General features: G+C 57.8%; 16 protein-coding genes. All 16 read right to left on the reverse strand.

Annotation, left to right across the window (positions count from 1 at the left end):
- Positions 1 to 35: 35 nt before the first annotated feature.
- The gene (locus tag HMPREF2681_RS04345) at positions 36 to 2,972 is read right to left on the reverse strand and encodes a restriction endonuclease (protein WP_049171624.1); all 2,937 of its coding nucleotides are present in this window, start codon (positions 2,970 to 2,972) and stop codon (positions 36 to 38) included.
- Between the two features lie 9 nt (positions 2,973 to 2,981).
- Positions 2,982 to 4,931 carry a site-specific DNA-methyltransferase gene (locus HMPREF2681_RS04350; RefSeq protein ID WP_049171627.1) on the reverse strand — a complete coding sequence of 650 codons (1,950 nt, stop codon included), beginning with the start codon at positions 4,929 to 4,931 and terminating at the stop codon, positions 2,982 to 2,984.
- Between the two features lie 24 nt (positions 4,932 to 4,955).
- The gene (locus tag HMPREF2681_RS04355; protein WP_083301587.1) at positions 4,956 to 7,913 is read right to left on the reverse strand and encodes an SNF2-related protein; all 2,958 of its coding nucleotides are present in this window, start codon (positions 7,911 to 7,913) and stop codon (positions 4,956 to 4,958) included.
- Positions 7,914 to 7,920: 7 nt separating this feature from the next.
- Positions 7,921 to 8,829 carry a copper transporter gene (locus tag HMPREF2681_RS04360; RefSeq protein ID WP_049171632.1) on the reverse strand — a complete coding sequence of 303 codons (909 nt, stop codon included), beginning with the start codon at positions 8,827 to 8,829 and terminating at the stop codon, positions 7,921 to 7,923.
- Between the two features lie 90 nt (positions 8,830 to 8,919).
- Positions 8,920 to 10,104, reverse strand: coding sequence for a putative cytokinetic ring protein SteA (gene steA / locus HMPREF2681_RS04365; RefSeq protein WP_049171635.1), 1,185 nt, complete (start codon positions 10,102 to 10,104; stop codon positions 8,920 to 8,922).
- 25 nt (positions 10,105 to 10,129) lie between these two features.
- Entirely contained in the window at positions 10,130 to 11,869 is a 1,740-nt protein-coding gene (gene recN, locus HMPREF2681_RS04370) for a DNA repair protein RecN (protein ID WP_070546191.1), read from the reverse strand.
- 60 nt (positions 11,870 to 11,929) lie between these two features.
- The gene (locus HMPREF2681_RS04375; RefSeq protein ID WP_049171641.1) at positions 11,930 to 12,892 is read right to left on the reverse strand and encodes an NAD kinase; all 963 of its coding nucleotides are present in this window, start codon (positions 12,890 to 12,892) and stop codon (positions 11,930 to 11,932) included.
- Positions 12,885 to 13,724, reverse strand: coding sequence for a TlyA family RNA methyltransferase (locus tag HMPREF2681_RS04380; RefSeq protein WP_049171668.1), 840 nt, complete (start codon positions 13,722 to 13,724; stop codon positions 12,885 to 12,887). The genes HMPREF2681_RS04375 and HMPREF2681_RS04380 overlap by 8 nt, the downstream gene beginning before the upstream one ends.
- A gap of 5 nt (positions 13,725 to 13,729) precedes the next feature.
- Entirely contained in the window at positions 13,730 to 14,005 is a 276-nt protein-coding gene (locus HMPREF2681_RS04385; protein WP_070546193.1) for a hypothetical protein, read from the reverse strand.
- Positions 14,006 to 14,011: 6 nt separating this feature from the next.
- A complete protein-coding gene (locus tag HMPREF2681_RS04390; RefSeq protein ID WP_049193446.1) occupies positions 14,012 to 15,052 on the reverse strand; it encodes an HAD-IIA family hydrolase in 1,041 nt (346 codons plus the stop codon).
- Between the two features lie 110 nt (positions 15,053 to 15,162).
- A complete protein-coding gene (locus HMPREF2681_RS04395; protein ID WP_070546195.1) occupies positions 15,163 to 16,404 on the reverse strand; it encodes a hypothetical protein in 1,242 nt (413 codons plus the stop codon).
- Positions 16,405 to 16,516: 112 nt separating this feature from the next.
- Positions 16,517 to 17,428, reverse strand: coding sequence for an RNase H family protein (locus tag HMPREF2681_RS04400; protein WP_070546196.1), 912 nt, complete (start codon positions 17,426 to 17,428; stop codon positions 16,517 to 16,519).
- A 44-nt stretch (positions 17,429 to 17,472) separates the two neighbouring features.
- On the reverse strand, positions 17,473 to 18,231 hold the full coding sequence (locus HMPREF2681_RS04405; RefSeq protein ID WP_070546198.1) for an iron ABC transporter ATP-binding protein: 759 nt from the start codon (positions 18,229 to 18,231) through the stop codon (positions 17,473 to 17,475).
- Positions 18,228 to 19,271: an iron chelate uptake ABC transporter family permease subunit gene (locus HMPREF2681_RS04410; RefSeq protein WP_083280584.1), complete on the reverse strand. Its 1,044-nt coding sequence runs from the start codon at positions 19,269 to 19,271 to the stop codon at positions 18,228 to 18,230. The genes HMPREF2681_RS04405 and HMPREF2681_RS04410 overlap by 4 nt, the downstream gene beginning before the upstream one ends.
- Positions 19,264 to 20,211: an ABC transporter permease gene (locus tag HMPREF2681_RS04415; RefSeq protein WP_070437363.1), complete on the reverse strand. Its 948-nt coding sequence runs from the start codon at positions 20,209 to 20,211 to the stop codon at positions 19,264 to 19,266. The genes HMPREF2681_RS04410 and HMPREF2681_RS04415 overlap by 8 nt, the downstream gene beginning before the upstream one ends.
- A 39-nt stretch (positions 20,212 to 20,250) precedes the next feature.
- Entirely contained in the window at positions 20,251 to 21,258 is a 1,008-nt protein-coding gene (locus HMPREF2681_RS04420; protein WP_070546200.1) for a siderophore ABC transporter substrate-binding protein, read from the reverse strand.
- Positions 21,259 to 22,062 lie beyond the last annotated feature (804 nt).

A 22,062-nucleotide genomic window follows, 5' to 3' on the forward strand; every position in this document is an offset into this window, starting at 1 on the left:
AACCGAATTCATATGCATCATCTGTCGCCCCCTCGTTAATCAAGGTTCCAATTCGCCGGAGACGCCTTCGCGTAGTCAACACCGATTGTCTTGAAATGCTCGTGAGCGGCATCAATCTTGGCTTGCTCGGTTGTACGCAGGAGATGCTCGATCATCGTGCTCTTTGTTTCGCGGATCATGTACAGCTTGTCTTTTCCGTCTACCTGTTTCACGATTGCCCAGTCGGGGTTGTATGGCCCGACCGGGGTATCAATCTTGAACTTCGGCGGTAGTTTCAGGAACAGTTTGATGTCCTCGCGGTCGTCGAGGAGCTCGGCGAACCGGCGCTCGGCTTCCGAGTCGTAGACGACGAAATCGTAGTCGGTTTTCTCGCGGTTTTTGACCTTGTACAAGTTGTCCAGGAAGTACTGCTTTTCTTCGATGCCGTCTTGCTGAAGTTCGGTGAGCGAGTACACGCTGCCGCCGATCTTTTCGTATTGCACACCCTCTGTGACAATGGCGGCGAGTTCGGCCTCAATGATGCCTTTGACCATCTTGATGTAGTCGTTTGGGTTGGCGATGAACTCGTCAAGCCGGTCACTCTGGATGAGGATATCGATGATCGTTTTTCGGGTCAGCGATGTTGCTTCTTGGAGCTCGGACACGATGTCCGGCAGCTTGTATCCGCCTCGCAGTTCGGCGGTGCGGCGGCTGGTCTCGGAGCCCTTGGTACCACCGCGAGCAACAGTCAGTCTGGCTTTCTTCACTTCGATTCGAAGGGGTTCGATCTCTTCAGCTTTCTTGATCTTCTGTACGGCGTTCTTGATTAGTACATCGCGATCAACTGAGACGCTATAGGTCGTACGTTGGCTGATCTTCTCCCAAAACTCTTCAAACTCGCGTGATTGGAAGTACAGCTGCTTGTTCAGCTTGCGCGTCGTTCGAGCACGCTTCGGTTTTACGTAATGCTCAATATTCGCACGTCGCAGTACTTCGATAATCGCCTGTTCCACCGGACTGTATTCTGCTGCCAAGCCAAGGGTGAAGTCATCGGCGTCCGGGGTGAAGGATTCGGTGACGAAGCCATCTTTGTTGAGGTAGCCACGTTCTCTCAGGTGGTCCCAGATTGCAACAGAAGCGGTGTACCCCAGGTTCTGCTGTTCTTCGGAACCAGGTTTCGGCAATTTGGCGAAGTCTCCTTTGCGAATGTACCCAATCGCTACGCCGGCCTTCGTGTATTCCTTTTGGAGGTGCGAGGCGAACTCTTGGTACGACTCATTAGCGACGACGGTGAGTTGGGCAATGGACCGGTCCACTACACGTTCGCCGTTCTGGTTCACGGGGAGTCGCAGGCCTCGACCGATTGTTTGGCGGCGCTCGGTCTCGGAACCCATTTCACGCAGAGTGCAAATCTGGAACACGTTCGGGTTGTCCCAGCCTTCACGCAGCGCGGAGTGGGAGAAGATGAACCGCACTGGTTCGTCTTCGCTCAGCAGGCGGGCCTTGTCCTTCATAATCAGGTCGTAGGAGTCATCATCCTTAGCTTCATCGCCTTTTGTATCTCCAAACACTCCTTTTTTTACCTGTGAGAAGTACGCGCGCCGCAGCTCAATCGGATCTTGTGGAAGCAGCTCTTTGTAATTCGGGAATCGTTCTCGTTCCTCAATGAAGAGCTCGTCGAACCATTGGGCAAACTTGCCGTCGGCGGTGGAGTTGTCGGAGCCGTCGCCCAGATAGCTGGCCACTTTATCCACGAAGAAAAGGCTCAGCACCTTGATACCGAGATGTCGCATCAGCGACTCTTTGCGGAAATGTTCGCGGATGGTTTCACGAATCATCTCACGGTGCACGGTCTCGTCATTGCCACCGATTGATTCTCCGACTTGAAGAATTCCGTGGTTAGTCAGCTCGATAAACTCGGGTTCCCCAATGTTAACCTCGTTAATTCGCCAGTTGTTGCCGTAAGCAGGGTTACCAGTGACCTTCTCGAGGTCTTGGTTCTGCTTCACCGTCTTGACCCGGCGGTCAAATGATCCATCTTTCTTTCGACATAAAAGCTCCATTTTCGCTTGGAATGTCTTCTCGTCGATTGAAAGTAGCTTGATGTATGGCTTGGCGTCGCCGCCATGTTCCGTCGCTTCCGCCACAACAATCTGTTTGACCAGCCTCAGTTCATGCGCATCAACCGGGTCCAGGCGGTAGGTGACGTTTCGCGTCTCGCGGTGCGTCGCACTGTAGCGAAGGATGAACGCTGGGGCCATGCCTGCCAAAGCCGTCTTGGACAGCTCAGACTCCATGTTCTGTGGCTCGTCCATGATCAGAATTGGTCGTGTCGCACGCAGGAAGTCAATCGGCCGCAGTCCGTTGAGCTTGTCGCGGGTTTGGTTCATGATCAGGTTTTTCCTGCGGCCGCGCACAGAGCCAATCGTCATGATCATGATCTGAATGCTCGTCGATGTCGCAAAGGACTGCACTTCCTCAGCGTTCTTACCGCTGTAGACCATGTAGTCAAACGGCGACGCGGGGTACAACTGGCGGAAGTGGTCGTGCATCAGCTCAATGCTTGTCTTCACGCCTTCGCGGATCGCAACACTGGGCACGAGAATGACGAATTTGGTGAAGTTGTACTTTTCCGCCAGCTCAAAAATCGTGCGAAGGTACACATAGGTTTTACCAGTACCGGTCTCCATCTCGATGTCGAACTGGAGGCCGTCAATAAGCTCTTTCGCAGGTTCAATCCCTTGCTCGTTCTGTACCACCTTGAGATTCTCGAGTACAGTTTCTTCATCCAGCACAAAGTTGTTGCCGACGGCCCCAACCTCTTCACTCAGATCTATGTCGAGCGCCTGGTTGCTTGTCTCTGGAAGAACTCGTTCGGTGCGGAACGTTGTGAGAAGGTCGCCGGCGTCGTTCGGCTGACCTTCGAACAGGTCGGTGACTGATTCAATCGCCTGAACCTGGTACTCCTGCTTGGCATCAAACTTGAATTTCATGCTTGTTCCCTACGCCGTCCAGAGCTCGATGCCATTGGTCTTGCAGATTTGCGCCAAGTTGGTTTTCAGCTCGTCGTCGCCTTGGAACGCGTCCTCAAGCATTATGAGCTGGGCTGGCTTGACCTCCATAGCCACACGAAGCTGTGCCAGAGTCGGCTTGGTGTGTTCGTCAAGGTACGCGAGCACCAGGATGTCTTCTTCGCCGTCTTCGTCATCGACTCGGACCACCGCCTTATACGGCAGGCCGTCGATATCGCGGTCGCGAATCTGCTCGACCAACGAGTGTCCCTGCTTGAGCAGGATTTCGGTGAGAAGATCATCAGGGGTGGCGTTATCGTCGGCGCTCTCACGGAGATCCAACAGGTGCTGCTCGAGCTCAGTCGCATCGGTATCGGAGTCGGTACGCCACTTGGTGAAGTTGGTGTCCGCGAGCTTGTAGGACCGGAAACCGGTATCTAATAGATTTTCTCTGCAGTTCGTATCTCCGGCAAGCGATTTGGTAATTACTGATCCTGCCCGGTCTAGACGTTCACGGGATATCTCGGAAATAGTTTTGAATCCCATTTTGTCAGAGATTGACCCATTAGGAACCGGTTCAGGAAGCTGTACCGAAATGCAGCTGCGACTTCCAGAGTCATCTGAGTTTAAGGACATCGTTGCGTGAGCAGTTGAGCCCGAGCCAGCAAAGAAGTCGAGGACGATGCCATCAGGGGCATCAATCATAACCGACCGGATTAAATACTTAAGCAAGGTAGTGGGTTTCGGGTGATTGAAAACTTGTTTACCAAACAGTTTTTTAATTTCAGCATTTCCGGCAAGAACATCTCCAGCGATTTCTCGTGGTATCAAGGTATTAGGAGCCAACCTGGCGGTTTTAGTTTTTTTAGAGTATGGCACAAATCCGTCACTCTTAATGACGATTCTCGTTCCATCCTTGACTTGATCTTCAAGGTAGGCTTGTGACCAAATGACTCTTCCGGTAATCCGGAAGGCACTCTGTGCGATGCCGTTTTGTACAGATAGGGCATCTTCTAATACGTACCCCCCAGCTTTTTCTCCCGGCGCATAAAGGCCATCGGGTATGAGTAAATCCACCCATTCTGGCTCTAAAGAAAGCGTAGAGCGTTTCATGGAGTTTTTTGTTAGCGATGGCAGACCATCTGTTGCTTTCTCAGTTCCTACTAAAGCTTGAATATGGCCTTTATTGCGCGCGTAGCAAAGAACGTGTTGCGCATTTTCTCGTTCTATTCGAGAAGAATTATCTGGTCGGAAATTGCTTTCCCATATATAGCCTTCGATGAAATTGGATTCGCCAAAAATCTCGTCGAGGAGCTTTCGAAGTTGTGCGACTTCGTGATCATCAATTGAAATGAAGATGACGCCATCGTTCGTTAAAAGGTTCCGAGCAAGCTTTAACCTCGGATACATCATGTTGAGCCAGTTGGAGTGGTACCTGCCCTCGGACTCTGAGTTCGACGACAGTTTCTTACCGCCTTCGTTGAGCTGCTTGGACCACTCGAGGTAAGACTCGAGTCCCTCCTTGTAATTGTCGGGGTACACGAAGTCTTTGCCAGTGTTGTACGGCGGATCGATGTAAATCATCTTGATTTTGCCGTGGTAGTGCTTCTGCAGGATCTTCAGCACTTCGAGGTTATCGCCCTCGATGAACACGTTCTTTGTGGTGTCCCAGTCTTTGGAGTTTTCCTTATCCGGGCGAAGCGTTGCAGTCGTCGGCGTCTGCGCTGCGCGCATAGCGCGCTTCTTACCTGGCCAGAACAGGCCGAAACGTTCGCTGGTGTCTGAGGCGTCGCCCTCGAGAAGCTCCTTGAGTTTCTCCACGTCAATCTTGCCGTCGGCAATCGCTTCCGGAGCCAATTCGGCGAGCTGCGCCGCCAGCTCCGTTCGGAACTCTGGGGTGCTGCCAGGAACTTCGTTGATCATGTCTCGCTCTTCGCTCATTGTTTTCCCTTTAACTAACTTCGTTTACGCCTTGATTTGCCACCGGATAGTGAACAGCTCTTTTTCAGACCTTTTACCTTGAAGCGACTGCCTGATTAGAACAAGCAACTCGTCGACATTGTCGCGCAAGTTTCGCTTCTCTCTTCGATATTGGTCCTCGATCAAATCAATCTCGTCATCAAGATTTCTGGCCTTCTTCTTGAACCTCAGTTGCTCCATCGGGTCGTCGGCTTGAGTAGCTTTCTTGCGCAGGTCCTTCCGCTTCTTTTCAAGCTCACGAACGGCTTTCCTGCGTTCTGTGTCGAGGTCAAGAATCTGGCTCTCAAGCAATTCCTCTTGCTGGTTGTAGTAGCTCGAGTTGCGGTGTTGGACTTCCTTTTCCAGAGTCTCCCGCTGCCGCTCGATCACTGCCGCAAACAAATCGGTATTCAGCGGCTCAGCTATATTCAATGAGTCGACGACGCGCAGATCCATCATCTCTGCTGCATCTTCTTGGTTCAGTACCTCGTCGGAATCAGTTATTCCTGCAGCGAGCAAGTAGCTCTCGGAAATATCGCTGTCGTTTGCTCTCATCTTGAATGTCAGACCCCGAACGCTCAGCGAACCGGACTGCCCAGCTAGTTCCTTCATGCGAGAGCTGACTCGGTCAGACTTACTGATGTCGAAGACAAGCGTCTGCCGCGGGGTAGCTGCCGTCATAGCACTATCAATAACGTACTTCGCCAGGTCACTGTGATAGCGATACTGCTTAGAATTACCGCTCGGCGAGGACTTGAAGTGGTAACGGCCAGTCGCAATACCTACCGATGGCGCCATTCTCAGAACAAAGTTACGACCATCACCTTCGAAAGCAGCCAGGTCCTGCAGGCGATTGATTGTCAACAGTAGGAGCAGCTGCTCAAATTTGTTGAGTACCTCACCAGATTGCTCATCGTAAGACTTCAAGCGGTCGCGAACCGATGGGTCAAAGTTATCGAAAACTTTAGCTTTTGCCTCGGCCATGTCCTTACTGACCGTGTCCGCATACTTTTCTTCCAGCTCTTTGAACGCCTGATTGATCTCTTCAGCAGTGCGGTAGCTGTCGTAGATCTTTGCAACCTCTTGAGCGAAATCGAACCCGCTTTCAATGCGGCCCAGCACTTCGTCACTTGCTCCAAAGACGCTGTCGAAGAGATGGAACTTATTTTCCAGCAGCTCCAGAATGCGCGCCTCAGCGGCATTGCCCTCATTGAAGAAGTTAACGATTACAACGTCGTGCTTTTGGCCATAACGGTGAATGCGACCGATACGTTGTTCTACTCGCTGCGGATTCCATGGCAAATCGTAGTTGATCAGCATCGAGCAAAACTGCAGGTTGATACCTTCGGATGCTGCTTCCGTAGCGATCATAATTGAGCCGGAATCGCGGAAGTAATCAACAAGAGCTTTTCGACGATCCGCTGACGGGTTGCCGGTAATGACGTCGCTACCGTCATTCTTTGCAAGCCACTCTTGATAAATCGCAGTCGCCTCAGGAGAGTCGTTTTGGCCGTTGAACAGCACCAGCCCGTCACCGTAGCCTGCTTGTCGCAGCGTCTCGGCGATGAAGCTTTGGGTATCGCTGTACTCAGTAAAGATGATGGCTTTTTCAGGTGCCCCAATTTCGCGGAGGCGTGAGAAACCACGCTCAATGGCCTCCCCTAGTTTCAGCGACTTCTGATTCTGGTGAATGGATTCTGCTAGTGATGCATATTCGTTGAGCTCATCAATCTCCAGTTGTACTTGCTTGCGGACCGCTGGATCCGACCAGTCCTCGTTCCGCTCAACGAGGTCTCCGAAGGCCTCATATGCTGCTTGTTCTTCATCAAGCATTTCGCTGTCGAAATCAAACAGCGGCCTACGTTTACTTTGGAGTTGGCCAGCTGCCAGTTCCTCCGCCAACCGGTTCGCGGTTCTGCGAAGAGTAATCCCTACTGCGTACGTCGAGGACCCCAGTCGCTTGCGCATCACCTGCGAGGACAGTGCACGCTGCGAATCATTGAACGCATACAGGGTGTCGCGCTGTAGGTAGGAACTGACCAAATCGTAAAGATCCAGTTCCGCCTGCGAAGGCTGGAACTTCACCGTCAATGGGTCGCGCTTGGTGAACCGGATGTACTTCTCCGCATCTCGGCGCAGGGTGCGCTTGGTCAACTGGCCGACGCGCTCCGCCAAGTCATCGGGGCTAAATTCGGTGCTTCCGGTTTTCACATACCGTTCGCGGAAGACATCGATGGACCTGAAGTATTCCGGATCGAAAATCGAGACAAGGCCGTAGATCTCTTCAAGACGATTCTGCAGTGGGGTTGCTGTGAGCAGCACTACTTTGCTCGCGCCATCAAAAACCTCACCGACCGAATGCGCTACTTTGGCGTGCTGCTTACCTTTATAAAAATTGCGCAGACGATGCGCTTCGTCGGCAACCACCAAGTCCCAAGTGCGCATCAGGTCAGCTTTGTTCTGCTGAACAAATTCGTAGGAAGCAATCAGGACTTGACCAGGCTCCTTGTTAGCCAAAAGTGAGGCCTTGGACTTCGAGTCAAGCAACTCGGATTGGATTAGAAACTTCTCGTAAAGCTCCTGTTTCCACTGTTGGCGAAGACTCGCGGGTGCGATAATAAGGATTCGGCGTTTACGCTCTGCCCAATACTGCGTAATAACAATACCCGCCTCGATCGTCTTACCGAGGCCGACTTCATCAGCCAGTATGACGCCTCTTGTCGTGTTCCCCTTCAACGCGAACAACGCTGCTTCAATCTGGTGGGGCTTAGGCTCCACCTGAGCGTCGAAAAGCAAACCAGCGAGCTTACCAACATGGTCGTTGGCGTAGCTCCGCTCCAACTCGTGAGCGAAGTACTTTGCCTGATGGTTGGAAAGACTTTCGCCAAAGCTTATCCCTGGCGACTTCATGCTTCCGCTAAATGAAGCAGGTCGATTAGGGCCACTTGCCGCTCGATTCGACATGCCCCTTCTACCCCTTAAGATCCCTCGCAACCCCAACCTGCCCCGCCGCATCCGACACAGCGTCCACACGCTTCACGGCAGGGTCGGCGCCCCAGCGCTCATCAGGCAAGGCACTGATGCCCCGCTTACCGAAGCCGTCAGTCCCCACCACGACATGACCGGCCACGTCGTCACCAGCACCGAAGCCCTCAGCCAGTGCCACAGCGAGATCGGCAACCAGGCCAGCCCCGAACTCCGGGTCCTCGCCCTTATCAATCGCAGCGCGTGACACAGTGCCGTGATTACCAACAATCACAATGCCAGCAGCCGGACGCAGAGTCCCCTCGTCATACTCAACGAAGCCGCCGCCCTTCAAGGCCTCCAGCAACAGCTTTCTGTCCGCAGCGGAAGCCCGCTCTCCCCCATCCTTATCCAGCTCCAACACCGGAGCCAACGCCTGACCAGCCTGGCGGCCCGGCTCACGGCGCTCCGCATCCAGCTGCACATCGGCCGGCAGCGAGGTAGAAACCGTGTCCTTCAACTCATCCGCACCAGCGGAAGAGAGGAACTTATCGGTCAGTTTCAGCACGCCCGCATCGGGAGCGCCAGCAGCGCGCAGGGTCTCGGAAACCCCTGCAAGCTGCTCATCCGTGGCATCCGGCGTGGCGACAACAATGACCGGTACATCCTTCAAAGAGTCCTTGACAATCTCCCCGACGATGGGCTCGATGATGCGGTTGGCTTCATCGGCACGCGCTTGCTGTGCATCGGCACGCGCGACGGCGGCATCGCGCTCAGAGGCGGCACCGGTGCCGAAATCAATACCAGCACCAGCGGGGTTCAGCACATAAGCACCCAGCGCAGCACCTGCCGCAACACCGAGGGCAGCGCCTGTCACACCGGCTGTAAACTTCCCGCTCCTGCGCTTCTTCGCCATCGCCCGTCCCTTTTTCCTTTCGCCGACGCCTCAATCAGCTCTGACAGCCGAAAACTTTTAGGCGCTCATAGTGCTCGAATACCGCTAAAACTACTTAAAAAGCCCCTGGAACCACAGTGCAATGGAGTTCCAGGTATCAATCAGATTCTCGCTGACAGAGCCATCACCGGAGGTACCAGCGATAGCAAAGATCACCGCAACGGCGACAAAGATAGCGAGGATTGCCCAGGCCACACCGAAACCACGGCTATTGACCTGGTAGAGGTCGGCGACCATGCGACCGTCGACAAGCTTCTCGCCGACCTTCAAACGCGACAGCAACGCCGACGGCACACCGCTCTGGTTCTCAGCGTGGTAGATGCTATCGATGTTCTGCGGGGCGCCGACGGAGACGACCATGTCGGCGTCGTGATGCGCTGCGAAGACCAGCGCCAGATCAGTGGCGGAATCAGACAGCGCCGGGAAAGTCATAGCACCAATGCCGAGGTCCTGAATGCGCTCAAGGCCCACTGCGTGACCGTCCGGATCAGCGGGCAGGATCACGCAACCGGCAGACCGCAGCGCCTCGGAGTTGATGTTCTCCGGGTCGCCGATGATGTAGTCCGGCTCGTACTTCAGGTCGAAGAGCGTGTCGGCACCTGCATCGACGCCGATGAGCAGCGGCTCGTACTCGCGAATGAAGTTCTTCAAGTCTTCCAGCGTCTTGCGGTGTCCCTCACCAGGGCTGACCACAACGACCTTGCGGCCACGCAGCGGCTCCGTCTCGTCCGGAATACCCAGGCCATCGATGTACAGCGGGGACTCGGTCTTGGCGAACTCCACCAAGTTACCGGAGAGAGCCTCCAGGCGGTCGACCATGCTGGTGCGGCCCTCATCGAAGGCGCGCTCGAGCTCGTCCTGGTCGACCTCGTCGCCCTGCCCAATCAGGCGGTCACCGTGGTAGAGCTTGCCGTCGTGAAGCCTTGCGTTCTTGCCGTCCTTGAGCTTCTCGAAGACCTCGGCGCCGGCGTTCTGCACCATCGCAATGTCGGCGTCGCGCATCATCTGCGGGCCGTAATTCGGCACAAAACCCGTGGTAAACGCGCCGGTGTTCACCACTGCGGCGACCTTGGCATCAATCAACTGCTGTGCCAGTGGACGCGAGATATCCGGCGCATCAATCACCACGATGTCGCCTTCGCCCATGCGCTTGAGCGCACGCTCCAGGCGGGAACCGTCCCGCACAGTCCCCGAAATGCCAGGAAGATCTTTTTCGTTCCGAGAGAACAGACTCATGGCACTTAGTGAAACATAAGTGCAGCTACTTGGCCGCGAAGGCGCGCCGAGCTTGATCCAGAAGATCTTGCGCGTGCGCACGTCCGGAGTCCGAATCGTCCAAGCCCGCCATCATCCGCGCGAGCTCGTCAATCCGCTCCTCGTCCCCCAGGCTCGTCACCTTCGACGACACCGCACCCGAGCGCGCATCCTTACTGACCACCAAGTGGGTATCCGCAAACGCCGCCACCTGAGGCAAGTGCGTGACGACGATCACCTGGTTATTCACCGCCAACTGCTTCAGGCGCTTACCAATCTCCACAGCCGCGCGCCCACCAACACCGGCATCGACCTCATCGAAAACCATCGTGTGTCCGGCCTGTCCTTCGGCGAGGACAACTTCCAATGCCAGCATGATACGGGAAAGCTCACCGCCGGATGCGGAAGAAGCCAGCGGGCGCGGCTCGGCACCTTCGTGGGCCCGGAGCTTGAACTCGATGTTGTCCACGCCAGCGGGACCAAAGGTGTCGGCCTTGGTGATCTCCACCACCAGCGAAGTGTGTGGCATGGCCAAGCCCTTGAGTTCCTTGGTCACGGCCTCTTCCAGGTGCTTCGCGGCCTTTGCGCGAGCCTTGGAGAGCTTCCGCGCGGTGGTGCCGAGCTTCTTCTCCGCCGCCTTGATCTCTGCGGTCAGCTTGTCCAGCGCTTCGCCGGAGACATCCAGCGTGGCGAGCTTTCGCTCCGCCTTATCCCGCCAAGCCAGCACGCCTGCGATGTCCGGGGCGTACTTACGGGTGAGGTTCTTGATCTCCACCTGGCGCTGCATGAGTTTGTCCAGGGACTCGGTTTCCTCCGGCAGGCCAGAGAGAAACGCGCCGAGACCAACGGAAATTTCGGAGAGCTGGCTGGTCAGCTCATTGAGCTGGTTGGAAAACTCGGTGAGCTCGTCATCATTGGCGCCGGCGAGCTCGTTTGCGGCGGCTCCGAGGAGTTCGGCGGCACCGGAGTCCTCGGTGGCGGCATCCATGCCGGTAGTGCTCACGGCAGCGGCACCGTCAATGGCGGCAAGCGCCACGGCCGCCGCGTCGCGGAGACCGTCCAGGTCCTGCATGCGCCGGATCTGGGAGGCCAGGTCCTGGTCCTCGTCCGGCTCCGGCGAGACTGCGTCGATTTCCTCGATGGCGAAGCTGAGTTGGTCAGCACGCATGGCCAGCTCGCGGCGCTTAGAGGTCTTTTCTTCCAGTTCTTTGACCAGGGTGCGCCAGTGTGAGCGCTGCTGACGATAAGTTTCCAGGGTTGGCGCGATGGTGTCGGCATCCATGCGGTCGATGGCCGCACGCTGCTCATCGGCGCCTTGCAGGCGCAGCTGATCATTCTGGCCATGAATGGCAATCAGGCGGGTGGAGACATCCGCCAGTGCAGCAGCCGACGCACTCCGGCCACCAACCCACGCCCGGGAGCGGCCCTTCGCGGAGACCTGTCGAGCAAGCAGGTACTCGTCATTCTCATCGCGCTCGCCGCCGAGCTCAGAAACCACAGCATCGATGGTGGCTGACTCTTCCTCCGAGAGGTGTTCGGTGGAAACGCGGCCTTCCACCAAGGCTTTGTCGGCGCCGGTGCGCACGCGGCCGGCGTCGGCACGCGCGCCACAGAGCAACTTGAGGCTGGTGACCACCATGGTCTTACCCGCACCGGTTTCGCCTGTGAGTACGGTCAGGCCTGGGCTGAATTCAAGCGTCGCGTCAGGGATAACGCCGAGGTCGCGGATGGAAATCTCAGTCAGCATGGCGCTTGCAATCAGTCCTTCCCTTGAAGTGTCGGGTCTTGTCTGCCGTTGGGTGAAAGGCTATTGCGCCTCTGCGGGGCCGCGCCACCCGGACGTCGGCAAGCGGAACTTGTGCACCAGACGATCGGCGAACGGCTGATCGTCCAGACGCACCCAGCGCACCGGCTGCGCGCCGCGCTCGATTTCGATGCGGCTACCCGGCGGCATGGTGATGTTGCGGAAGCCGTCGAGCACCGCGATCGCCTCGGCGGTGTCGTGGTTGGTCTCAATAGCGATGGTCGAATGCGGAGAGATTACCAGCGGGCGGGAGAACAGCGCGTGGGCGTTGTTAGGCACGACCAGCATGGCATCGAGCTCCGGCCACAGCACAGGCCCACCTGCGGAAAAGGCGTAGGCGGTGGAGCCGGTCGGCGTGGAAATCAGCACGCCATCGCAGCCGTAGGAGCTCACCGGGCGACCATCGACTTCCAGGATGACATCCAGCACGCCACGGCGGTTGACGTTTTCGATGCTGACCTCGTTCAACGCCCAACCGGAACCAATCACACGGCCGGTGGTGTCACGGACGGTGACGCGGATGGTCATGCGGTCCTCGATACGCCAGGAGCGCTTGATGACGCGACTAATCGCCTCCGTCATGGACTCCTGCTCCCACTCGGCGAGGAAGCCCACGTGCCCCATGTTGATGCCGAGCACCGGCAGGTCAGCCGAGTGCGCGATATCTGCGGCGCGCAGGAAGGTGCCGTCACCGCCGAGGACGAGGACGAGTTCGCATCCCGACGCCGCCTGCGGGGAATGCCAGTAACGCGGGTACTTACCGAGCGTTGGGTGCGCGGCCAGCGCCTCCGGGTTCTTACCGGCCAGCACGCGGATATCGATACCCGCGGCCTCAAGCAGCTCGGCAGCCTCGGCGGCCATTTCCAGGTTGGCGCTGCGGCCGGTGTGCGGGACCAGCAGGATCTCGCGCTTGCCGGCGCTGGTCTTGGGCTTGCTTTCCCGTGAGTGAGTCTTCGCGCTAGTCATTGTGCGGCCCCTCCTCAACAGCCTTGGCGATGGCCGCAGCCATAGCCTCATCACCAATATCGCTGGCGCCGCCGTCTTTCACCAGCCACAGGAAGAACTCCACGTTGCCGCTCGGACCCGGCAGCGGGCTGGCCACGGCTGCGCGGAAGGACAGCCCCAGAGTGCGGGCGTATTCGGCGACTTCCTGGACAACTTCCTGACGCAGTGCATCGCTGCGCACGACACCACCGGAGCCAAGGCGCTCCTTGCCCACCTCGAACTGCGGCTTGACCATTGGCAGCAGGTCAGCGCCCTCGTCGAGGCAGGAGACAATTGCGGGCAGGACTAGCTTCAAAGAAATAAACGACAGGTCGCCAACCATGACATCGGCCGTGCCGCCAAGTATCTCCGGGGTCAGCGTGCGGACATTAGTTCGGTCGAGCACAACCACCCGTGGGTCATCCTGCAGGCGCCAAATCAGCTGACCGTAGCCGACATCAACGGCGTAGACGGTCTCGACATCGCGGCGCAGGCACACATCGGTGAAACCGCCTGTGGAGGCGCCGGCATCCAGCACCTTCCGGCCCTTCAAGTCCAGGCCCTGCGGCTCGAAAGCTTCCAGCGCGCCGAGCAGCTTGTGTGCACCGCGCGAAGCCCAGTTCTCGTCTTCTTCCAGACCACTGACGCGAATGGACACGTCGCCTGTCACCGCAGTCGCGGGCTTGGAGGCGACAAAACCACCGACCTCCACTCGACCGGCCTTAATCATGTCCACTGCTGCCTCACGGGAGCGAGCAATCTTCCTCCGCACCAGCTCAGCATCGAGCCTGCGCTTAGGAGCTTTCTTTGCCACCGCGTTCACTTTCCTTCCCTGCGTGACGAGCCCAGGGCCTCATACAAAATCTCATGCGCCCGCTCGAACTGTGCGACTCTCTCCTGCGGAGTCGGCGCAGGTGCGGATAGTGCAGCCGCAACCTGCTCCCGGACGGCCTCCGGAGTTACCTCGCGCGCACCGGGCATTGCCGCCGGGCTAGGTACAGGGCTCGGTACAGATGCAGGGCCGGGTTTCGGCCCCGGCACAGGACCAGCGCCCTGCCCCAGCCCCTGCCCCGGCTTCGGTGCAACCTCACTCATCGGCTATCACTTCCGCCAGGCAGCCAGCGCCGCCTCAGCAGCCGGGCCCTCCGCGCGGACCTGCGCGACCTCGACTGCGCCAGCACGACCAGCCTCAGAGTTCCACACCACATCTACGACCGTCAGCAGAGCCGCCACCGCGGCCTCCGCCGGGTTCACCAACCGAAGATCTTCCATGTCACCGCCAGAAAGAACGATGACACCGGCCTCCGCGTCGTCGTAACGCGCGGTGAAACCAGCCTGCGGAGCCGGACGTGCCTGATCCAGCTCACGATTCAGCGCAGTCATGTCAGCACCGATGAGCGTCGGGCGGTGCTCAGGCGGCGCCGCAACGACATCCATATGCGTGGAAACGCCTGTGACCACCATAAACGTGTCCATCTTTGCCGCATTTCCGCCCGCGATGTCGGTGTCGAGGCGATCCCCAATCGCCAGCGGATTCTTCGCGCCCACACGCTCCGCCGCCTTAATAAACATCGGTGGCTTCGGCTTACCCGCCGACAGCGGCGCCACGCCCGTGGTCGTAGAAATCGCCGCAGCGACCGAACCATTACCAACCAGGAAACCGCGCTCCGACGGCAGCGTCGTATCCAAATTCGACACCAGGAAGCGCGCACCTCGCGACACCGCCAGCGCCGCCTCCGACATCTGCTTCCACGTCATCTCACGGTTGAGCCCCTGGAACACCGCCGCAGGGTTGTCATCAGCGGAATCCACGAGGTTGTACCCCGCCTCACGAGCCAACTGCTTAAACGACTCCGCGCCCAACACAAAAACGTTCGAACCCGGCTCAATGACCTCCGCCGCCATCTCAATGGCCGCCTGCGCCGACGTCATCACATCGTCCGCGTGAACGTCATAGCCCAGCCCGTTGAGCTGATCCGCCACCGTCTGCGGCGCACGGGAGGCGTTGTTCGTAATGAACACCATCGGCAGCGCTGCCTCGGTCAGCCCCTCCAGCGCGTTCGGAATCGCCGCGCCGCCCTCGTAAATCGTGCCATCCAGATCCAACAGAGCGGCATCATAGGAAGAAGCGACAGAAGCCATGGGGGTTCATTTCTCCTTTTACGAAATAGGAACGCTTTACGACGAATTGTAGATGCGCAGCCGCATCGCGCCAGCGGTGGATGGTTTTGCGAGTCGGGCAGCTGGGCTGTTTACTTGCTCAGCTCTTCGATGCGCTCGCGAGCATCGAGCATCTGGTCGACATCGATCTTGGCGCAGCGGGTAAACCACACCTTGGCATCATCTTTACGACCGGCCTCCACCAGCGCATCAGCGTAGGCGTAGAACAGACGAGCTGCTTCGAAATCCTCACGGTCCGGGTTCAGATCCTGGGTCTCCAGCTCAACCAGAGCCTCATCAATCTGGCCCATATCGCGGCGAGCACCTGCGGCGACGATAGCCAGCTCAGTCTTGGACTCGTTATCCAGCTGCTTGGCTTCCTCGGATCGAGCCAGCTCGATGGCCTTCTCCGGACGGCCGAGGCCGCGCTCACAGTCCGCCATCACTGCGAGCATGCCCGGACCACCGGAGATGCGACGAGCAGCACGCAACTCAGCCAGGGCTTCCTTCCACTCACCTGCGTGGTAAGCGGCGACACCAGCTGTCTCACGAACGACACCGACGCGGCCTGCGCGGTCCTTCGCTGCGCGGGCGTGCTCCAGGGCACGCTGCGGGTCTTCAGCCATCAGGATTGCGGCCATAATCATGTGACGAGCAACCTTGTCGGCGTTGTCCTTAGCCAGGCTCTTCAGATCCTGGCGGACGCTCGGGTCGAGCTCGTCTGCGCGAATGTCATCTGGCAGCTTCGGCTCGTTCTTGCGGGCCTCAATGCGCTCCTCGCGGAAACCTGGGCGCTGCGGGCCGGTGCGGTGCGTACGCTTCTCATCCTGGAAGCGGCCACCACGGTTAGAGCGACGTGGCTTGCCACCACGACGGTCGAAGTTGCGACCTCCCTGGCCGCCACGTCCGCCCGGGCCGCGACGATCATTGCGCTCGCCCCGGTCGTTGCGCTCGTTACGATCATTGCGGTCGTAACCGCGGCCACCGCGACCACCACGGTCATCGCGGTTAAAACGCTCATTACGATCATCGCGATTGTTGCGGTTGTAACCACGACCGCCACGACCACCGCGCTCATTGCGGTCACCGCGGTTAAAGTCACGATCGTCGCGATCATCACGACGGAAGCCCCGCGAACCACGGGAATCGCGGTTACCGCCATGACCACCGTGACCACCACGGCCACGACCACCTGGGCCACCGCCCTGTCCACGACGATCGTTGCGGTTGCGCCCGTTAAAGCCGCCCTCGCCACGACCATGGGAACGGTTAGACCCGCGGTTTCCGCGATTTCCTCGGCCTTCGCCGGAACGAGGACCTTCGTGCTCAGCCATGAAGTCGGAGCTCCTTATATGTAATGAGTAAAAGAATTTATGTGTTTTTAGGCTACCAGTAACCCCGGATTGCCTGGTGGTCTACCTAAAAGACCAAACTTTCATACTACTGCTAAGACCTGCCTACATTCCAGCCCAACAAACGCGCAGAACCTGTGGCTTTCCCCACTGCCTGGGACAAATCCCAGACAGCCAGGCCAACCCAGTCGTCTGTAGTGAACTGCGCAGTAGCGGTGGTTCCCTCGACGCGGAGCTCATGCTCGGCATCCGAAAGCCCGTCTGGCACGGCGAGGTTGGCGCCCAGGGCGTCGTTAAGCAATGCCTTGAGGGCGCGGGCATTACCCTGCTCAGCGCGATGTGCGGCCCGGCGGAAAACAGTGAGCGCTTCCTTGGCTGCGTCCTCGGGTGTCACGGTGGTGTCGGCAGCGAGGTCAAAGAGGCCTTCTTGCTCGAAGGTTGCGGTCTTGGGCGCCTTGGAGTCGGAAGAAGGCGTGGCGGGCGTGGTTTTTGTCGGCGCTGCATTCGTCTGTGCTGCATTCGTCTGCCCGCGACTCCCCGCACCAGCGAAACCTGGCCCCTCGGGCACTGCGGTGCCCTTCTGATACGCGGTGGCGGCGGCTCGGGCGCGCTGATCTGCAGCTTCGTTCATGTCGTGGCCAGAGTGGCCCTTGACCCATTCGAGATGAATGTTGCGACCAATGAGCAGCTTGTCGATGTCCTGCAAGATGTCCACGTTGAGGACGGGTTTGCCGTCGCGCTTCTTCCAGCCCTTGCGCTTCCATCCCGGCATCCACTTGGTAACGGAGTTAATCACGTACTGCGAATCGCACAGGACGAACAGTGGCTCATCGGGGATGTGAGCGGTGGCGCGGAGCAGCTCGGCAAGAGCGGTGAGCTCCCCGCGGTTGTTGGTTCCCTCTTTCCATCCGCCGGCGGCCCAGCAGCTGTCGTCGATATACCAGCACCACCCGGCAGGTCCGGGGTTGTGCAGGGCGGAACCGTCAACGGCAGCAGTAATAGTCATGAGGCTAGATTGTATCGGCTGCGTGGGTCCGGCCAGGAATTGCCTTAAGAGCCGTAGCAGGCGACCGGGCCGTGCGGGCCCTGGACGATGTCAATCTGAGTGTTGAAGATTGGGCTCAGAACCTCCGAACGCATCAGCTCTGCGGTAAGGCCGTGCTCTACAATCTGGCCATCCTTGACCGCACAGATGTAGTCGGCGTAGCGAGCCGCGAAATTGATGTCATGCAACACCACCACCATGGTTCGACCCAAATCGCGCACTGCAGTGCGCAGGTACGACATGATGTCGACCGAATGAGAAATATCCAGGTTGTTCAACGGCTCGTCGAGAAGCACGTAATCCGTCTCCTGGCAGAGCACCATTGCGACATACGCGCGCTGACGCTGCCCACCGGAGAGCTCGTCGAGGTAGCGGCCCTGGAGCGCCTCAAGATTGAGGAACTCGATGTACTGGGAGATGATGCGCTCGTCCTCAGCGGTCAGGCGCCCCTGGCTGTGCGGGAAGCGGCCGAAACTGACCAGCTGGCGCACGGTGAGACGCGTGACGAAGTGGTTGTCCTGGCGCAGAATCGACAGCACCTTCGCCAGATCCTTCGACTTGGTCTTGCCCACGTTGTATGGACCGACGTTGATGTCACCGGAATCGACGGCAAGGAGGCGGCCAATCATAGTCAAGAGCGTGGACTTGCCCGCGCCGTTCGGGCCGATCAGAGCCGTAATTGCGTTGGTTGGAATTTCCAGGTCAACGGGGCCAATTGACACCTCGCTGGTATAGCTCTTGCTTACACTGTCGAGGAGAATCATAGCCGTCCCTTCTTCAAAACGACGTAGAGGAAGATCGAACCGCCAACCAGCTCGATAATGATGGACACCACGCCCTGGGCATAGAAAACGTGATTGAGGATGAAATACGCACTGGCCAGCGTGACGTAGCCAATCAGCGCCGCCATCGGCAGCACAAAGCGGTGGTCATAGGTATCCGCAGCCTGGTACGCAATGGTCGCGACCAGGAAGCCGAGGAATGTCATCGGGCCGACCATAGCCGTCGATACTGCCATCAGCACCGACACCGCGACCAGCACAGTGATGGACCGAACCTGGTAGTTCACACCCAGATTCGTCGCGACCTCACGCCCCAGCGACATGACATTGAGGACCCGCGAATGCAACGCAATCACCACGATCGCCCCTATCACGAGCGGCATCGCCACCGGGAAAAACTCCGGGTCAGCGTTGTTGACAGAGCCGAACAGCCGCGCCGTCAGCAGGTCAAAATCCGAAGGCGTGAGCATGCGCTGCATGAACGTCGACAGCGAAGCCAGTCCGCCACCGATGACAATGCCCACCAGCAGCATGCTGTGCATATCCGCGCCCTGCCCGGTCAGCAGCCACGCATACAGCACCAGCGACAGCCCCACCATCAGCGCGAGCTGCAGCACAAACGCGCCAACCGAGCCAGCTTTCATCAGCCCCGTCGCACCGAAGAAGTACACCGCAGTGGTACTGATAGCCACGTACAGCGCCTCAAAACCCATAATCGACGGCGTAATAATTCGGTTATTCGCAATCGACTGGAACGCCACCGTCGCGACGGCATGGCAGCAGGCAACCACGATCATGGCAATTACGGCATCAAGACGCCGGCGCGCAATCAGCCAAAAACCATCCGTACCGAACGGCAACGGGTTATCCCACGCGAGCAGGCCCGCCGTAAACAACACCGCCAGGCCCACCAGCGCAGCAATGATAATCCAGTACCTGCGCGCCGCGGCGGCCGTGCTAAACGACGTCGTTTGCGGCCCGGCCTGGTCGGCCACCGTGTGAGTTGAACTGAGATTAAGCACGACGCCGCTCCACAATCAGATAGACGAAGATGGCAGCTCCCAGGATGCCGAGAATCACCGATACCGGGATCTCGAACGGGGCGATAATGACGCGGCCAATCAGGTCCGCAATCGTCACGGTGCCAATTCCCACCAGGCACACCCACGGCAGGTTGGAGCGCAGATCATCGCCACGGAACATGGAGACGATATTCGGGACGATGAGCCCCAGGAATGGGAGGTTGCCCACCACGACGGTGACCAAACCTGTTGCGATTGCAATCAGCCCCGTTCCCAGGAACACGATTCGCTTGTAGTTCAGACCGACGTTGGTGGCAATGTCCTCACCAAGCCCCGCAACCGTTAACCGATCGCTGAATACGAAGACAATCGCAACCACAATGACGACCAGCCACAGGAATTCGTACTGCCCTTTATAAATGGCAGTAAAAGAGCCTGCGAACCACACGCCTAGCGACTGCAGCATGTCCGTCTGCAACGCAAAGAAAGTCGAAATCGAACTGACTACCGCACCCAACATGATGCCCACGATGGGCACAACCAGACTTGACTTCAAAGCGACACGGCGCAAGAACAGGAAGAACACTGCCGTGCCGATGAAAGCGAAGATGATTGCCCCGCCCATCCGGCCAAGCATCGAGGCCGAAGGAAAGAAATACATCACGAAAATCAGGCCGAGACCAGCCCACTCCGTGGTTCCCGTGGTGGTGGGTTCGACGAACTTGTTGCGCGTAAGTAGCTGCATGACCAAGCCACACATCGCCATCGCGGCACCCGAGAGCACCAGTGCAATGGTGCGCGGAATACGCGTAGTGGCGAACATCTCCCAGCCGTCGTCGGCGCCCAGGATGTCGTATTGGCCTACAAACAGCGACATAGCCACCAGGACTGCCACAAAGGCAATCCCGATGGCTAGCCGGGAATCCAGTAACTTCTGCATAGAGTTGGTGAGGTACTCCTGTGACTGGTCAGGGAACTATTAGGCCTGCTCGAAGGCGTCGGCAAGCCCGTTCAGAATCTCCGTGTACGTGATGATGGACTCGTTGGTGTAAGTGTCCTCTGGGGCGTAGTAGATCTTGCCCTCCTTGACTGCCTTCACGTTCTTCAGCGGAGCGGCTTCCTCGACCACAGACTGTGCCGAACGGTACTCATCGGTACCGCGGACAGAGGTGCCAGCATCGCGGTCAAGCACCATGATGAAGTCCGGGTTTGCCTCAGCGATGGACTCGGCGGAAATCTCATCACCCTGGTGGTCATCGCTGGCCTTGTCGACCTCCAGCGCCGGCTTCATGCCAATCAGGTCGAACAGCGGGCCGAAGGTACGACCAACAGTCGGAGCAATGTAACCGAGGGTGCCGCCCGACGAGTTCAGCGCCATGACCTTCACGTCCGGGTTGTAAGCCTTGCGAGCGCGCTCCAGAGCCTTGTCAAAGTCTGCGATGAGCTGATCGGCTTCCTTCTCCTTACCGAAGATGGTGCCCAGGCCCTTAGCGTGGCGCTTGAGCTCCTCGTCCAGTGGCTTGCCCTCGCGCGGCTCAAACTCCACAATCGCGGAGTTCGGAGCGAGCTTCTTCAGGTCATCGTAGTACTGACCGAAACGCTGACCGTTCACAATCAGGTCCGGGTCAGCAGCAGCAACAATTTCGAGATTCGGCTCGCGGTGATTGCCGATGTCCTGAACGTCAGGATTGTCCTTGTAGTCGGAAACCGTGAACGGGATAATCGGTTTAGGAGCTGCAGCCAGCTTAATACCCCACTGATCGAGCATCTCGAAGGAACGGTTATCCGTGGCCACAACAGAGTCAATCTCGGCAGGTACGGTCTGCTCACCATGATTATCAGTAACGGTAATAGTAGACCCGTTGCCTGCAGCTGCAGACTTATCCTCGTTACCGGCATCAGTAGAACATGCACCAAGAACAAGTCCAAGGCTCGCAACAGATGCAACTACGATATTGCGAATACGGCCGGAGTTAGAACGCGCCACTTAAAGGCATCCCTTCGGTCACAGTAGGATTGTTAAACAAACGCGACTTAGACGCCGTTACCCAATCACTTACTTAGGTAATCATTACCTGTGAAACATTAGCTTAGGGTTCCCTATTTAACAAGTAAATACGTTATGAAATTACGCAATATTTAGGGCATATTTCGAACTTGGCTTAGCGTTGGCTAATTTGTGCTGGTAAAGGCACAATTGCAGCGTTCGCTAACGGGGGTAACTTGTGCCCTACGGAAGGTAACATGTGCACTATCGACGTATGTTTGGGTCTCGCTGGGCGTAGTTGGGCCTAGTTGGGCCTAGTTGACAATGAGCTTGCGAGCTTTGCTTGCGAGAATGGGCTGCGCTTGAATACGGGCTGTACACGCGATTGGAGGCTATACGTGTGAGTACAGGCTGCAGGCATAAATACGGGCTGCAAACGTGAAACTGTATGAGTTTATGACACTTTCAAGCGATCTTTCGCGCTATTTCTGTCATAAACGCAGTCAGTAACTTTAATTAGCCCACAGCCGCTGCCATAGACCCAGGAACTAACCCCGCATTCACCCGCCAATGACAGCCATAAAGGCAGTCAGTAACTCACATTGGGGTAAGCAGCGAAAGGTGCCAACCGGGCGATCCTCTAAGCGGACACGCCTGTGTCCATTAACCCGGACACCCTTTGCCCCCTTAAGCCTCAAGACACCGGTAAGCCCGCCTTCCGCTACCGAGCAGACCAACCCCTATTTAATCCCGTTTACTCGTGGGTAACAAAAAGTGGGCCGCAGCACCCAACCCCACACGGGA

Source organism: Corynebacterium sp. HMSC064H12 (assembly GCF_001809925.1).
In the GTDB taxonomy this organism is placed as follows: Bacteria; Actinomycetota; Actinomycetes; order Mycobacteriales; family Mycobacteriaceae; genus Corynebacterium; species Corynebacterium jeikeium_D.

What these genes read in the sequence shown, in the direction of transcription:
- HMPREF2681_RS04360 (WP_049171632.1), bottom strand. Translation starts at nt 8,829, where the DNA reads ATGGCGAAGAAGCGCAGGAGCGGGAAGTTTACAGCCGGTGTGACAGGC.
- HMPREF2681_RS04405 (WP_070546198.1), bottom strand. Translation starts at nt 18,231, where the DNA reads ATGATTCTCCTCGACAGTGTAAGCAAGAGCTATACCAGCGAGGTGTCA.
- HMPREF2681_RS04415 (WP_070437363.1), bottom strand. Translation starts at nt 20,211, where the DNA reads ATGCAGAAGTTACTGGATTCCCGGCTAGCCATCGGGATTGCCTTTGTG.
- HMPREF2681_RS04375 (WP_049171641.1), bottom strand. Translation starts at nt 12,892, where the DNA reads ATGACTAGCGCGAAGACTCACTCACGGGAAAGCAAGCCCAAGACCAGC.
- HMPREF2681_RS04395 (WP_070546195.1), bottom strand. Translation starts at nt 16,404, where the DNA reads ATGGCTGAGCACGAAGGTCCTCGTTCCGGCGAAGGCCGAGGAAATCGC.
- HMPREF2681_RS04400 (WP_070546196.1), bottom strand. Translation starts at nt 17,428, where the DNA reads ATGACTATTACTGCTGCCGTTGACGGTTCCGCCCTGCACAACCCCGGA.
- steA (WP_049171635.1), bottom strand. Translation starts at nt 10,104, where the DNA reads ATGAGTCTGTTCTCTCGGAACGAAAAAGATCTTCCTGGCATTTCGGGG.
- HMPREF2681_RS04350 (WP_049171627.1), bottom strand. Translation starts at nt 4,931, where the DNA reads ATGAGCGAAGAGCGAGACATGATCAACGAAGTTCCTGGCAGCACCCCA.
- HMPREF2681_RS04390 (WP_049193446.1), bottom strand. Translation starts at nt 15,052, where the DNA reads ATGGCTTCTGTCGCTTCTTCCTATGATGCCGCTCTGTTGGATCTGGAT.
- HMPREF2681_RS04385 (WP_070546193.1), bottom strand. Translation starts at nt 14,005, where the DNA reads ATGAGTGAGGTTGCACCGAAGCCGGGGCAGGGGCTGGGGCAGGGCGCT.
- HMPREF2681_RS04345 (WP_049171624.1), bottom strand. Translation starts at nt 2,972, where the DNA reads ATGAAATTCAAGTTTGATGCCAAGCAGGAGTACCAGGTTCAGGCGATT.
- recN (WP_070546191.1), bottom strand. Translation starts at nt 11,869, where the DNA reads ATGCTGACTGAGATTTCCATCCGCGACCTCGGCGTTATCCCTGACGCG.
- HMPREF2681_RS04355 (WP_083301587.1), bottom strand. Translation starts at nt 7,913, where the DNA reads ATGTCGAATCGAGCGGCAAGTGGCCCTAATCGACCTGCTTCATTTAGC.